Source organism: Novacetimonas hansenii JCM 7643, from assembly GCF_000964405.1.
Taxonomy (GTDB): Bacteria; Pseudomonadota; Alphaproteobacteria; order Acetobacterales; family Acetobacteraceae; genus Novacetimonas; species Novacetimonas hansenii.
Genome location: NZ_BANE01000058.1, coordinates 1 through 14016, shown reverse-complemented (window position 1 = coordinate 14016; position 14016 = coordinate 1). Strand labels below are relative to the sequence as shown.

Here is a 14016-nt window from a genome sequence, read left to right as displayed (position 1 = left end):
CTGAAGCTTTTTGGAAAAAGCTTCACCAAAAACCTTTATAACTTTAGTATGTTATTCAGCCTGACTTTTCAAACATTCTCTTAAAAATGTAATTTTTTACATGTTTTTTTTGAGAATATTTATTAAAATTTTTTATGATCTTTGCATGCCAACGGTCTCTTTAAATAGAGACTGCATTTAAAATATCCCATCAAGAGAAAACGGGAACATTTCAGGCGTTGCCCTATTTTTTGAAAAGTCAGATTTCATAATATCCTGAAATTATAAAATTTTTTGGTGAAGCTTTTTCCAAAAAGCTTCAGAATACATTGCATTTTTTGAAAAACGGCAACACCAAAAAACTGTTCCTGTTTTTATCAATGATTTGTTTTCAAACAGGCTTTCGGCGTCCTCATTGAGATCTTGGTGCCAGGATCTCTTGAGGTCGGGGATTTCTGTCGAAGCGTTGTGTTGGGACATCTTGTCGGGGCAGGATCATAAAGGCGACGGACGCCCCTGTGTCGTGGCCCTGTGTCCCCGGCCGTTCGTAAACGGAGCGTTCATAAAAACGGCGTCACTGTTTTTCATCGTCGGCGTTTTCCCCGCGTGCGCATGCCCGATGCCCACCGGCAAGGGGGCGGAAGCGTTTGCCGAGGGGTCCGAAATCGGTTAGTCGGGGATCACGACTGATCAGGGAGTGCATTTTGCCATGAACCACACATCTTCTGTCCTGCCTGCGGGTGGCCTGTCTTCCGCGCCTGTCGCGATTCCGGTTCGTGACCTGCTGCCGTGGGCGGTCTTCGGCCTCGTGATTGCTTCGCTGCTGCTGTATTTCGTGGGCGCGGAACAGGGTGCGACCTCGCTGGTGTCGGGGCATTATGTCCATGAATTCGTCCATGATGGACGTCACCTGCTCGGCTTCCCCTGCCACTGACGTTTCCTGTCGGCTGCTGTCCGGGCGGGTTCTCCGGGCGGCAGGTTGGCCATTGCGGTTGCTTTTGTGGCGGAGTGTTCGCGCGCCCAGTGGCGTGATGGCCCCATCTGTTGCGTGCCAGCATTATGGTGCGGGCATTGTGGCTTAGGCATCGTGGGTGTTGACGACGATGCGCCCACGCACATTGCCCGCCAGAAGCCGCGGTGACGTCGCGATCGCCTGTTTCAGGGGGATGTCTGCGCATATCGAATCGACCAGTGCGGGATCAAGGTCACGCTCCAGCCTGGCCCATGCCGCCATGCGCTGGTCACGTGGGCACGTGACGCTGTCGATTCCCTGCAGGGTAACGCCGCGCAGGATAAAGGGCGCAACCGTCAGCGGCAGGTCCATTCCTGCCGTCAGACCGCATGCGGCGATGACGCCCCCCGGTCGCATGCTGGCGCACAACGCCGCCAGCATTTTCCCCCCCGCCACATCTATGGCCCCGCGCCATCGGGCTGCCTGCAACGGGCGGGCGGTATGGGACAGGGCCGAACGCCCCACCACTTCTGCCGCGCCCAGCATGTGAAGGTAGCCCGTCAGGTCGTCGCGCCCGGTCACGGCCACCACCCGGTATCCCAGCCGCGCCAGAAGGGCGATGGCAATACCACCCACGCCGCCGCCTGCGCCGGTCACGGCGATTTCGCCATCACCGGGGGTGACGCCCCCTTTTTCCAGCGCCATGACGCACAGCATCGCGGTATAGCCCGCCGTGCCGATACCCATGCATTGACGTGCGGAAAAGTTGCGGGGGCGCGGCAGCAGCCATTTCCCATGTACGCGCGCCATCTGTGACAGGCCACCCCAGTGTTCCTCCCCCAATCCCCACCCGTTGGCGATCACCTGGTCGCCGGGGCGGTAGATGGGGTCATCCGATGCGATGATTTCCCCCGCAAGGTCGATGCCGGGGATCATCGGGAAACGCCGCACCACCGGGCCGCGCCCCGTGATGGCCAGTGCGTCCTTGTAATTGAGCGAGGAATAATCGACGCGTATCGTGATCTCGCCTTCGGGTAACGCTGCGCGCTCAAGGCTGCGTATGCTGGCCCGTGATCCCGTGCGGGTCTTGTCGATCATGATGGCGTTGAACATCGGCGCGCTCTCCGGGATATCATGGCAGGCAGGGGTACTCCCCTGTCCAGATTGCGGTCCGTAACCTGTGATGAATCAGGATAAGATGACCGGGTCTCGAAAACTTGTGCAATTTCCTGAACGGATTGCCCGCGTGCTCGACCCGCACGGGGATGTGCGCGGGCGCCGGGCATGCGGACGCGCGATAGGCGCAGGTTTTCGTGTGCCTGTGCAGCGACATCCGCGTGAACTGTCTGTTTTGTGATCTGGATATGTGCTGGGCTGGTGCGCTCATGCAAATATGGCGCGACATGTTCGCACATGATGGATCGGATAACGAAAGCAGGACGCCGATGACAGCCTATCGCAACACACAGCTTTATATCGACGGGACATGGACCGATGGCACGGGGGGGCGCACGATTGACGTGCTCAACCCCGCCACGGCGCAGGTCATCGGCCATGTCGCCCATGCCGCACCGCCCGACCTGCGTCGTGCGCTTGATGCGGCGGCGCGCGGCTTTGTCACGTGGGGACGCATGTCCCCGCTGGAACGTTCCGGCATCCTGCGCCGCGCGGCGGCCCTTTTGCGTGAACGCAGCGGTGACATCGCGGTGCTGATGACGATGGAACAGGGCAAGCCCGTGGGCGAGGCACGGACCGAACTGCTCGCGGCTGCCGATGTCGTGGACTGGATGGCCGAAGAGGGGCGCCGCACCTATGGCCGTATCGTTCCCGCCCGTGCGCCGGGCATCATGCAGGAGGTAATCCGCAGCCCGGTCGGTCCCGTGGCCGCGTTCTGCCCATGGAATTTCCCTGTAAACCAGGTCGCGCGCAAGGTGGGGGCCGCATTGGCGGCGGGATGTTCGATCATCGTCAAGGCGGCGGAGGAAACCCCGGCATCACCTGCGGAGTTCATTCGCACGCTGGCGGATGCGGGTGTTCCGGCGGGTGTGCTGGGCCTTGTCTATGGCACCCCGGCGGAGATTTCGCAGACCCTGATCGCCGATCCCATCATCCGCAAGGTGACGTTCACAGGCTCCACGCCGGTGGGCAAGCACCTTGCCGCGCTTGCGGGCGCGCACATGAAGCGCGCGACGATGGAACTGGGCGGGCATGCGCCCGTGATCATCAGTGCCGATGCGGATATGGACCGCGCGGTGTCGCTGCTGGCGGGGGCGAAGTTCCGCAATGCGGGACAGGTGTGCATTGCCCCCACGCGGTTCCTGGTGGAACGCCCTGCCTATGACACGTTTGTCACGCGCTTCGCCGCCGCGGCGTCCGCGCTGCGGGTGGGCGATGGCCTTGTGGAGGGGACGCAGATGGGGCCACTGGCCAATGTGCGGCGCGTGGACATGATGGAAACGCTGGTGGCCGATGCGGTGGGACAGGGCGCGCGCATTGCCGCAGGGGGCAAGCGCGTGGGCAATACGGGCTATTTCTTTGAACCCACGGTGCTGGCGGATGTCACGACCGGCATGCGCATCATGAATGACGAACCCTTTGGCCCGGTTGCGCTGATGACGCCGTACGACACGCTTGATGCCGCCGTGGCAGAGGCCAACCGGCTGAATTACGGGCTGGCGTCCTATGCCTTTACCGGGTCGGGTCGTACGGCGGCCATCCTGCGTGATCAGGTACGTGCGGGCATGCTGACGATCAATCATATCGGCCTGGGTCTGCCGGAAATCCCGTTCGGGGGAATTGGCGATTCGGGCTATGGCTCCGAAGGTGGGACGGAGGCGTTGGAGGCCTATCTCGACACGCGGCTGGTGACGGTGCGCGCGTACGGCTGACGGAACGTTCCGGACAAGGCGTGCGCGTAAATGGGGGCAGGTGTGACATCGCGTGGCTACCGCCACGCGATGCGATCGTGATCTGGTAGCCTTTTCCTTTGTCCTTGGTACAAGTTAAGGGGTATCGCCATGACGGATGCACCGACCTCCTCTTCATCGCTGTCCGACCTGTGGAAGGCGCGTTACCGCCAGCCTCCGCCGGATGTGGGATTGCCGGAAAACACCGTTGTGCGTGGCCTGATGGCCCATCGTTCCGTACGTGCCTTTTCCGCAGCCGCGGTGCCGCACGGCGCGCTGGAGGTCGCGGTCGCGGCGGCGCAGTCTGCATCCAGTTCATGCAATTTCCAGGCGTGGAGCGTCATTGCCGTGACCGATGCGCAACGCCGCGCGCGCCTGGCAAAGCTGGCGGGCGATCAGGCCTTCATCGCGCAGGCGCCACTGTTCCTGATATGGGTGGCCGACCTGTCGCGGCTGGAACATGCCGCCGATGCGCGCGCGCAACCGCATGTGGCGCTGGATTATCTTGAAAGCTTCACGATGGCGGTGGCCGATACCTCCTTTGCGGCACAGAATGCGGCGGCGGCATTCGAATCCTTCGGTCTTGGCATCGTCTATGTCGGTGGGGTGCGCAACCAGCCCGCCGAAATCGCATCGGAACTGGGCCTGCCGCCACGCACGGTTGCGATTTTCGGTATGTGCGTGGGGCATCCCGACCGTCAGCAGCCCACCACAATCAGGCCACGCCTGCCGCAGGCGGCGGTGCTGCATCATGAAAAATATGCGCAAGGTACGGACCAGATCCCCGCCTATGACGCCACCATGCAGCGTTTTCGCGCCGAACAGGGCCTGTCCCGGCAGGACTGGTCCGCCACGGTGATCGCGCGTGTGCGCGATGCCGGGGCCATGCACGGTCGCGATCACCTGCGCGAGGAACTGGTGCGCCGGGGCTTCGAACTGCGCTAGGGCCGTGGTGCAGGGTTTGACGGTCGCGCTGTCTGGCGGGCCTGTTGTCATGCACATCTTCGGCAAGGTGGCATTTCGCAGGCTTTGCCCGGTTCTGGAGGATTCTGCGGCGCGTCGCCTTATGGCCTGCTGTCCGATCGGGCCGTTCCATCGGGCGGGGCGGGATGCGTCAATGGGGCCATGGGCTTGACCTGCGGGATATTCTGGGGAAGTTGTGTCTGTTTCCCGTCCGGATGCGCAAAAAACAGCCCGGCACGTCGCCGTGGCGGCCGCGCATGATGAAAGAGAACAATGGTCATGGACAGCGTCAGTACACACCGTTTCACGCTTTCACCGAATCCTTCTCCGGTTTCGCCGGAGCGTCGGGCGGAGGTATTGGCCAATCCCGGATTTGGCCGGATCTTTACCGACCACATGGCCGTCATCCGTTATACCGAGGGGCAGGGCTGGCACGATCCCGTGGTGCGCGCCTATGCGCCGATCACGCTCGACCCGGCGGCGGCCGTGCTGCACTATGCGCAGGAAATCTTTGAGGGGATGAAGGCCTATCGCACGGCGCAGGGGGGGATTTCCCTGTTCCGTCCCGACGCCAACGCCCGGCGTTTCCGCACATCGGCCGAGCGTATGGCCATGGCCCAACTGCCCGAAGACCTGTTTGTCGAGGCGGTGTGCCAGCTTGTGACGGTGGATCGCGACTGGGTGCCCACCCGCCCCGATGAAAGCCTGTATATCCGTCCCTTCATGATCGCGAGCGAGGCTTTCCTTGGCGTCAAGCCAGCGTCCGAATATCTGTTCATGGTCATTGCCTCCCCCGTGGGGGCGTATTTCGGCGAACAGGCCGTCAGCGTCTGGGTGTCCGATTATTGCCGCGCGGCCCCCGGCGGCACGGGCGAGGCGAAATGCGGTGGCAATTACGCCGCAAGCCTGATGGCGCAGAAGGAAGCCAAGGGCCATGGCTGTGCGCAGGTGCTGTTCCTTGATGCGGTGGAACGCCGCTGGATCGAGGAAATGGGCGGGATGAATGTGTTTTTCGTCTTTGATGACGGATCTGTCGCCACACCGCCGCTGACGGGCACAATCCTGCGTGGCATCACGCGCGACTCCATTTTGCGCATCGCGCGCGACAGTGGCCTGACGGTGCGTGAAGAGCCTTATGCCATTGACCAGATGTATGCCGATGCCGCGAGTGGTCGCCTGCGGGAGGTGTTCGCCTGTGGCACGGCGGCGGTGATCTCCCCCATCGGGCGGTTCCGTGGGAAGCAGGGCGAGGTCGTGATCGGCGATGGCATCACTATCGGCCCGGTGACGGAAAAGCTGCGTACCAACCTGATCGCGATCCAGCGCGGCAATGCGCCCGACCCGTATGGCTGGGTGCATAAGGTCGTCTGAGAGAGTGTTTGAAAACAAATCCTTGATAAAAAACAAGAAAAGTTTTTGGGGGCCGCCTTTTTTCCAAAAAGGCGGCGTCTTCTGAAGCTTTTTAGAAAAATCTTCACCAAAAATCTTTATAATTTCAGGGTGTTATCGCGCCTGACTTTTTAAACAGTCTCTGAACCGTCTCCCCATGATGGGGTGACGCAAGATATGGTTTCATGAAAATGCGCGCCCATAAACGGGGCGCGCATTTTTGTTGGGACACCGGGCGGTCAGGGACACCGGGCAATCAGGGATGTCGGCAGGAGTGAAAGGGTCTGGTGAAGCCCTTTTGGAAAAGCAGCGCGGAACGCCGCCTTTATTGAAAAAGGCGGCACCCTGAAGCTTCTGTTTCCCAATCATCTCTTTATTCCGCCGCCGTTTCGGCCTCGGCTATGGGGACATACAGCCGGTTGCCACCTTCGCGGAATTCTTCCTTCTTCTGTGCCATTCCCGCTTCCCGCGCGGCGGCGTCACGCAGGTCGTGGCTGATGCGCATGGAACAGAATTTCGGTCCGCACATCGAACAGAAATGCGCGCTTTTATGTGCTTCGCGCGGCATGGTCTCGTCATGGTAGGCGCAGGCCGTATCGGGGTCGAGTGACAGCTTGAACTGGTCGTTCCAGCGGAAATCGAACCGTGCGCGGCTGATGGCATCATCGCGTAGCTGTGCCGCCGGATGTCCCTTGGCAAGGTCGGCGGCATGGGCTGCAATGCGGTAGGTGATGACGCCCGTCTTCACATCATTGCGGTCGGGCAGGCCCAGATGTTCCTTGGGCGTGACGTAACACAGCATCGCGGTACCGAACCACCCGATCATCGCGGCCCCGATGCCCGATGTGATGTGGTCATATCCCGGTGCGATATCCGTCGTCAGCGGCCCCAGCGTATAGAACGGGGCCTCACCACATTCGCGCAACTGCTTTTCCACATTGACCTTGATCTTGTGCATGGGCACATGGCCCGGCCCCTCGATCATCACCTGGCACCCCTTGGCCCATGCGATTTTTGTCAGTTCGCCCAGTGTCTCAAGTTCTGCGAACTGTGCCGCGTCATTGGCATCCGCGATGGAACCGGGGCGCAACCCGTCACCAAGCGAGAATGATACGTCATAACGACGCATGATGTCGCAGATTTCGGGGAAATGTTCGTACAGGAAGCTTTCGCGATGGTGGTGCAGGCACCACCCCGCCATGATCGACCCCCCGCGTGAGACGATGCCCGTGACGCGGTTGGCCGTCAGCGGCACATGGCGCAGGCGTACGCCCGCATGGATGGTGAAATAATCCACGCCCTGTTCGGCCTGTTCGATCAGGGTATCGCGGAAGATTTCCCATGTCAGGGCCTCTGGCACGCCGCCAACCTTTTCCAGCGCCTGGTACAGCGGCACCGTACCGATGGGCACCGGGGCATTGCGGATGATCCAGTCGCGGATATTGTGGATATTGCGCCCGGTGGACAGGTCCATCACCGTATCGGCGCCCCAGCGGATGGACCAGACCATCTTTTCCACTTCCTCCGCCACGGAGGAGGTGACGGCGGAATTGCCGATGTTCGCGTTGACCTTGACGAGGAAATTGCGCCCGATCAGCATCGGTTCAAGTTCGGGGTGGTTGATGTTGGCCGGCAGGATCGCCCGCCCCGCCGCGATTTCGGATCGCACGAATTCCGGGGTGATGAAGGCGGGGATGTCTGCCCCGAAATCCTCCCCGTCCGCGCGGCGGGCCTCTGCCCCGGGTACCATTTCCGTGCGGCCAAGGTTTTCGCGATGCGCGGCATAGATCATCTCGTCCGTGATGATGCCTGCGCGGGCATATTCGAACTGCGTGACCCTGGCCCCACGTTTCCCCTCGCGCACGGTATGCGGCGCGGGACAGGGGGGGACAAGCTGTGCGCCGGCGGCAAAGCCGTTATCTTCGGGCCGGACGGCGCGGGGGGTGACGGTGATTGTGTCGCGTGCGGCGATCCATGCCTCGCGGATGCGCGGCAGCCCATGGCGCACGTCACTGTGGGCGGGGGATGCGGTATAGGGGCCTGACGTGTCATAGACGCGTACAGGGGGTTCATTGGCCGAGGGTTCGAGCGCGATTTCACGAAATGGCACGCGAATGTCCGGGCGGGAGGTGGGGGAAGACCATGCCTTGACCGACCCCTGGATCGGGCCGGTTGTGACATGGTCGGGAGAGGAAGGCGGGACACTCTTGGTCATGACAGGACACCTTATGTTTCTCTCCGACAGGGGAAGGGGAGAAACCGGAAGGTGGTCCCGCGGGCAGGGAATGCGGCGGGGGCCTGTTGTTTCCGATGTCACACCAGTCCCTCCGCCGGTATGAACCGGATCAGGTTCCCCGGATGCATCATGCACCCGGCAGGGTCCCCGCATCCACGCCAGAGCGGCGTGCCAGCGGTATCTCAGCCCCTTTGACGGGACTCCCCTTGGTATATGCAGGATCGGTAAACTGGCGATTGCTGTCAATCACCAAAGCCATGGGACAACAGGATGTGAAAAATATGTCCCCCCGGTATCAGCATTGGTGCGGAGTAGGGTAAAAGGACAAGGGAAATCAGAACGGAAGACAGGCCGATGAGCATCCGACCGATCCCCACCCGCCCGATTGCCACCCGTATCGCGCAGGGACGTGGCGGCGAACCCGCCGATATCGTCATCCGTGGCGCACGCCTGCTGGATCTTGTGACGGGGGAACTGCTTGATGGGGATATCGCCATCTGTGGCGACACCATTGTCGGCACGCTGGACCATTATGAGGGACGCCACGTCATCGACGCGCAGGGCCGCATCGCGGTGCCGGGGTTCATTGATACGCACCTGCATGTTGAATCCTCGCTGATCACGCCGTTCGAATTTGATCGCTGCGTCCTACCGCACGGGGTGACGACCGCCATCTGTGACCCGCATGAAATGGCCAATGTGCTGGGCCGTGCGGCATTGGAATATTTCGTCGATGCCGCATCGCGCGTGGTGATGGACCTGCGTGTCAACCTGTCAAGCTGCGTGCCGTCGACCACGCTGGAAACATCGGGCGCGTGCCTGTCGGCTGACGATCTGATGGAATGGCGTGACCATCCCTGTGTCATCGGGCTTGCAGAATTCATGAACGTGCCCGGCGTGCTCAACGGTGATCCCGGTTGCATGGCGAAGCTTGCGGCATTTGCGGGGCGGCATATCGACGGCCATGCGCCATTGCTGCGTGGGCGGGCGCTCAACGGGTATCTGGCGGCGGGGATTTCCACCGATCATGAGGCCACGGCCGCAGCCGAGGCATTGGAAAAAGTGCGCAAAGGTATGACGGTCCTGATCCGTGAAGGGTCCGTATGCAAGGACCTGCGCGCGCTTGTTCCGCTGCTGACGCCCGCGACCTCGCCATTTTTCGCGTTCTGTACCGATGACCGCAACCCGTTGGAAATCGCGCATGAAGGGCATCTGGATTACCTGATCCGTCTTGCGATCGCCGAAGGTGTCGAACCTCTCGCCGCGTATCGCAGTGCTTCGCTCAGCGCGGCGCAGGCTTTCGGGTTGCGGGATCGGGGAATGGTTGCGCCGGGATGGCGGGCCGATATCGTGCTGCTTGATGACCTGCGTGAATGCCGTGTCGCCGATGTGATCGCAGCAGGGCGGCTGGTGGATGACGCGCTGTTCGCCACGCGGGAGGTGATCGCGCCAGTGGGGCTGCACAGCGTCAGCCTGCCCGCCCCGGTCAGTGCCGCCGACATGGCGCAGGCCGGCAATGGCGTGCAGGCCCCGGTGATCGGCCTGATCCCCGGACAGATCATTACTGAATTCCTGCGTGCCGACATGATGGTGTGCGATGGCGTGATACAGGCCGATCCCGCCCGTGACATCGCGCGTGTCTGCGTGGTGGCGCGCCATGGGCACAACGACAATATCGGTCGCGGCCTGGTGAAGGGATTCGGGCTGAAGGCCGGAGCACTGGCGTCATCGGTCGGGCATGACAGCCACAATATATGTGTTGTCGGGCTTGAGGGTGCGGACATGGCCGTGGCCGTCAATCATCTGGAAACAACGGGGGGAGGATTTGTCGTCGTGCGTGACGGGCGCGTGCTTGCCGACCTGCCGCTGCCGATCGCGGGCCTGATGAGCGATGCGCCATTTGAACAGGTTGCCGCCCGGCTGGAGGTTCTGCGCGCCGCCGCGCGGGGGTTGGGCTGTGTGCTGGATGAACCGTTCCTGCAACTGGCGTTCCTGCCGTTGCCCGTGATACCGCACCTCAAGATCACGGATTTCGGGATGGTGGATGTCGATCGCATGGCCCTGTTGTAGGATACGCGGATAACTGATGGCACAGGACATGACGGCGCAGGCGGGGGGCGCGCCCACCATCCGGCCCCAGGCCACGGCGACGCTGCGTGCCTATCGCGCTGACTGGACGCATTTCGCCGCGTGGTGCGCCGATCACGGGATCAGGCCCATCCCCGCCACGGCAGGGGATGTCGCGGCGTATCTGGAGTCGCTGCATACCTATGCCCCGGCCACCATCCGTCGCCGCCTTGCCGCGATCGGCAAGATGCACCGTTTCAACAACCTGCCATGGAAGGTGGGGGAACCCGTCATCCGCGCCGCCCTGCATGCCGCGCTGGAGGCCGCCGCGCCACAGGTTGCGTCCCCGCCCGAAATCCTGACGGTGGCGCAGTTGCGTGCCATGGTCGAACGTTGTGATGACAGTGCGCGCGGGCGCAGGGACCGGTGTCTGCTGATTTTCGGGTTTGCTGGTGCATTGCGGCGTTCGGAACTGGTGGGGTTGATGGTGGAGGATGTGCGTCTGACGCCTGGCGGTGTGGTCATGCGCATCCGCGACGGCGCCGCCCCCGATCCCGCAGCCGTGGCGGCCGCCCCGGTGGGGGAGGAGGTCACCATGCCACAACGGCCCGATGACCTGACGCTGTGTCCCGCCCATGCCTTCGCCGCGTGGCAGAAGGTGGCGCACCGCCAGACCGGGCCGCTGTTCCGTCCCATTTCCAAGGGCGGGCGGGCCGGTGGGCGGGCGCTGACGCCGTTTGCCGTGACACGTATCCTGCAACGCCGGGCGGCTCTGGCTGATCTCGACGCCGGATATGCCGCACGGCTCAGTGCGCATGCCCTGCGGGCGGGATATATCGCCGATGCCCTGTCGCGCGGGATTGATGTGGAAGAGGTGCGTCATCACACCCGCCACCGTGACCCGCGCGCGATGCTCGCCTATGTCCGGGCAAGCCTGCCATGACCGGAAACCTGCGTTTCCCATGGGCCGACCTGCCCCCTGTCAAGGGGGAGGAAACAGCACCCGACTCCGCACTGCCCACCGCGCCTGCGCCACGGGGACGGCGGGGGCGCAGGCCGCTTGCGGCATGGCGTGATGCGACGGGGAATGGATACTGGCAATGGTGGCACCTGCTGGTGCATGGACCGGTGGCCGTGGTGGAGGGATTCGCCGGTGCGGCGCGTGGACGCGGCCTGATCCCGTGGCCCTTTGACGGGGAACGGGTGGAAGAGGACATGTTCGCGCTGGCAATCGGCGATGGCGCGTCCGCGCATACCCGTCGTGGCCTGTCGGTGGAAGGATGCCGCATCCTTGCGCGGCAGTTCCGCAATGCGGCAGAGGTGCGCCATTCGCAGAACCTGATGCGTATGGACCATGCGTGCGTGCTGGATTTCCATGCACTGGTGCCCATCCCGCCCGACATCCTGCGGCTGGGTGCGACGCATCCTGACGCACTGTCATGGTTGCGGCGGCACTGGGGCACGGCGGAGGCCCCGCGCAATGTGCAGCGCCTGGTGGGACGCAAGGCGGGGCGGCGGTTGCCCAATGGGCACAAGCCGGTGGTCTATGGTTTCTTTACCCCGCGTGCGGAGGCCCCGGAACCGCTGGTGGTGGCGTTGCGCGCACGCTGGCCGGACCTGTCCTTCGCCCTGTCGCCACGGGACATGACGTAATGGCGCAGTATGACCTGTTCGAGGAAGATGGCCGCCCGGAACCCGTCATCCGCATGGAGGCGTATCAGGGGGGGCTGACACACCTGCTGGCGTTGGCGCAGGCGCGCAGGATTGATATCCGCGCCCTTGACCTTGTGGCCCTGGTGGACCAGTTGACGGTGGCCATCCGCGCGTCATCCTCCCTGCCACTGGGGCGTAAGGCGGAATGGGCGGTCATGGTGTCGGGGCTGCTGTTGCTGCGTTCACGCCTGATGCTGCCTGCGGATGACCCGCGGCAGCGCGAAGCCACCGACGAGGTGTCGCGCCTGCGCGCGCAGCTTCTGGCGGCGGAGGAAGCAGGCCGCCTGGCCGCCTGGCTGTCTGCCCGTCCGCAACTGGGGCAGGAGATCCATGTTTATGGCGGTGGGCCTGCCTGCGACCTTCTGGAACAGCCGCCAGAATGGGAAACCGACCGGATCGAATTCCTGTGGGGATGTCTTGCGGTTTTTGACGGTAACTGGGGGGTGCCACCGCCTGAACCCGCTTATGCACCGGTGCAGCTCGACCTGTTCGATGTGGAGGATGCGCGCGTGCGTGTGCGCCATGCCCTGATGTTGGCCGACGGCCCGGTGACATTGGACCGGATGCTGCCGGACAGGATGCCACCAGACAGGATGCCATCCAGCGGGGGAGCGTCCGAAGCGCCCGCGGGGCCGCCCGTGCGTGCGCGGTCCGCATGGACCAGCACCTTTACCGCCTGTCTTGAGCTGGTGAAGCAGGGCGAGGCCCGCGCCACGCAGGCGGACCCGGACCCTCTGCCCGCATTTTGCCGCACGTAAGGGGATCGGCCCCGGATATGGCGGAATTATGGCCTTTGATGGCGTGGGCAGTAATATTTTGTTGGCCGTAAATATAACAGGTGGTGTATGATACCTTTCATTAGGATGCATCAATCGGGTCCACGGTTTGCATGAACAATGCGCCGGAATTGCGTGAATAAATCGTGTAATAACGAAAAGTGATGCGATGGGTGCAAACGTACTACCCGATATTGTTTCGATGTGTTAACTTAATGTCGCGTGCCTGTCATTCTGCGTAAGAAACATAATGCCATGTCCGCGTGCGCCGTGCCGCAGTGTCAGGTGAAAGGGGGGCGCAATCGTGCCGCCGGGATATGCGGGTAACGGACACAGGGATATCAACGATGTGCGAAAGTGAGTTCCGGGAAGCGTCTCTTGTGTGTTTTTTCCATTAATTGTTGTCCCTTAGCTTGACTGCGCCGGGTTTTTGCTCAAGCTGGCAAAATCAGTTTTTCATCGGTGGGGATGGCGTTTCTGGTTTGTTATTTTCGGTAATCGATTCACGAAGCATGACGCGTGTCCTCCCATGCCGTTTCGGCCACAAGAGGGTTGATTTCGGAGAGTTAATAATGTTTATGGACGTTTATGGATAAAGCATGATGGACAAGCGACTTTCCTTGCAGGGGAGGAACCGGTTACCGGCTTCGCGACTGTTTGCCAGTCCTTCTGACGCACTGTCGGTAGCAATGCGTGGTAATTGCGAAGGCGGCGTTATCCAGATGGGGGAATGTCAGGCTGGTACAGTCGGGTTCAACCAGGCGTTTCGTAGATATCTGGTCATACTCTCGTAGTATTCGGTCAAATCAGAACACCAGAAAACTTTCTATAAACTCCATTAACTATGCCGTTCTGAATGAGGTATGGGTATGACGTATGCGGAACAAAGTGACAATCGATTACAGAAAGCCATAATATTTGGCGTCGTTTTGCTTTTCGAGGGCGCTCTTGTCACGGCGCTGATGTATGGTCTTGGCGCGCCCAAGTCCTCGCCGCCGCCGCCGCCGCGTCCGCCGGTGCAGGCACGCGTCATCA

General features: G+C 61.9%; 10 protein-coding genes. 8 read left to right on the top strand and 2 right to left on the bottom strand.

The annotated features are described in order from the left end of the window. Positions 1–688 precede the first annotated feature (688 nt). The gene (locus B7G66_RS04595; RefSeq protein WP_003617145.1) at positions 689–913 is read left to right on the top strand and encodes a CbtB domain-containing protein; all 225 of its coding nucleotides are present in this window, start codon (positions 689–691) and stop codon (positions 911–913) included. Between the two features lie 144 nt (positions 914–1057). On the opposite strand, the gene acuI is transcribed toward B7G66_RS04595, so the two are convergent. After that, positions 1058–2044: an acrylyl-CoA reductase (NADPH) gene (acuI, locus tag B7G66_RS04590; RefSeq protein WP_003617148.1), complete on the bottom strand. Its 987-nt coding sequence runs from the start codon at positions 2042–2044 to the stop codon at positions 1058–1060. 332 nt (positions 2045–2376) lie between these two features. On the opposite strand from acuI, the gene B7G66_RS04585 reads away from it, so the two are divergent. The 3 genes from B7G66_RS04585 to B7G66_RS04570 all read left to right on the top strand — a co-directional run bounded on the left by B7G66_RS04585 (position 2377) and on the right by B7G66_RS04570 (position 6171). Beyond that, positions 2377–3819, top strand: a complete 1443-nt coding sequence (locus B7G66_RS04585; protein WP_040511297.1) for an NAD-dependent succinate-semialdehyde dehydrogenase — start codon at positions 2377–2379, stop codon at positions 3817–3819. 129 nt (positions 3820–3948) lie between these two features. Beyond that, on the top strand, positions 3949–4782 hold the full coding sequence (locus B7G66_RS04580) for a nitroreductase family protein (protein WP_003617153.1): 834 nt from the start codon (positions 3949–3951) through the stop codon (positions 4780–4782). Between the two features lie 297 nt (positions 4783–5079). Beyond that, the gene (locus B7G66_RS04570) at positions 5080–6171 is read left to right on the top strand and encodes a branched-chain amino acid aminotransferase (RefSeq protein WP_003617155.1); all 1092 of its coding nucleotides are present in this window, start codon (positions 5080–5082) and stop codon (positions 6169–6171) included. Between the two features lie 391 nt (positions 6172–6562). On the opposite strand, the gene thiC is transcribed toward B7G66_RS04570, so the two are convergent. After that, positions 6563–8404, bottom strand: coding sequence for a phosphomethylpyrimidine synthase ThiC (gene thiC / locus B7G66_RS04565; RefSeq protein ID WP_003617157.1), 1842 nt, complete (start codon positions 8402–8404; stop codon positions 6563–6565). Between the two features lie 375 nt (positions 8405–8779). On the opposite strand from thiC, the gene ade reads away from it, so the two are divergent. From ade to B7G66_RS04545, 4 genes are read left to right on the top strand one after another with little or no spacing between them, the layout of a single operon-like run. Next, entirely contained in the window at positions 8780–10495 is a 1716-nt protein-coding gene (ade, locus tag B7G66_RS04560; RefSeq protein WP_003617160.1) for an adenine deaminase, read from the top strand. Between the two features lie 16 nt (positions 10496–10511). Then, positions 10512–11435, top strand: a complete 924-nt coding sequence (locus tag B7G66_RS04555; protein ID WP_003617162.1) for a site-specific integrase — start codon at positions 10512–10514, stop codon at positions 11433–11435. Then, on the top strand, positions 11432–12145 hold the full coding sequence (locus B7G66_RS04550; protein ID WP_003617163.1) for a hypothetical protein: 714 nt from the start codon (positions 11432–11434) through the stop codon (positions 12143–12145). The genes B7G66_RS04555 and B7G66_RS04550 overlap by 4 nt, the downstream gene beginning before the upstream one ends. Next, the gene (locus B7G66_RS04545; RefSeq protein WP_040510361.1) at positions 12145–12963 is read left to right on the top strand and encodes an aromatic-ring-hydroxylating dioxygenase; all 819 of its coding nucleotides are present in this window, start codon (positions 12145–12147) and stop codon (positions 12961–12963) included. The genes B7G66_RS04550 and B7G66_RS04545 overlap by 1 nt, the downstream gene beginning before the upstream one ends. Positions 12964–14016: the final 1053 nt, after the last annotated feature.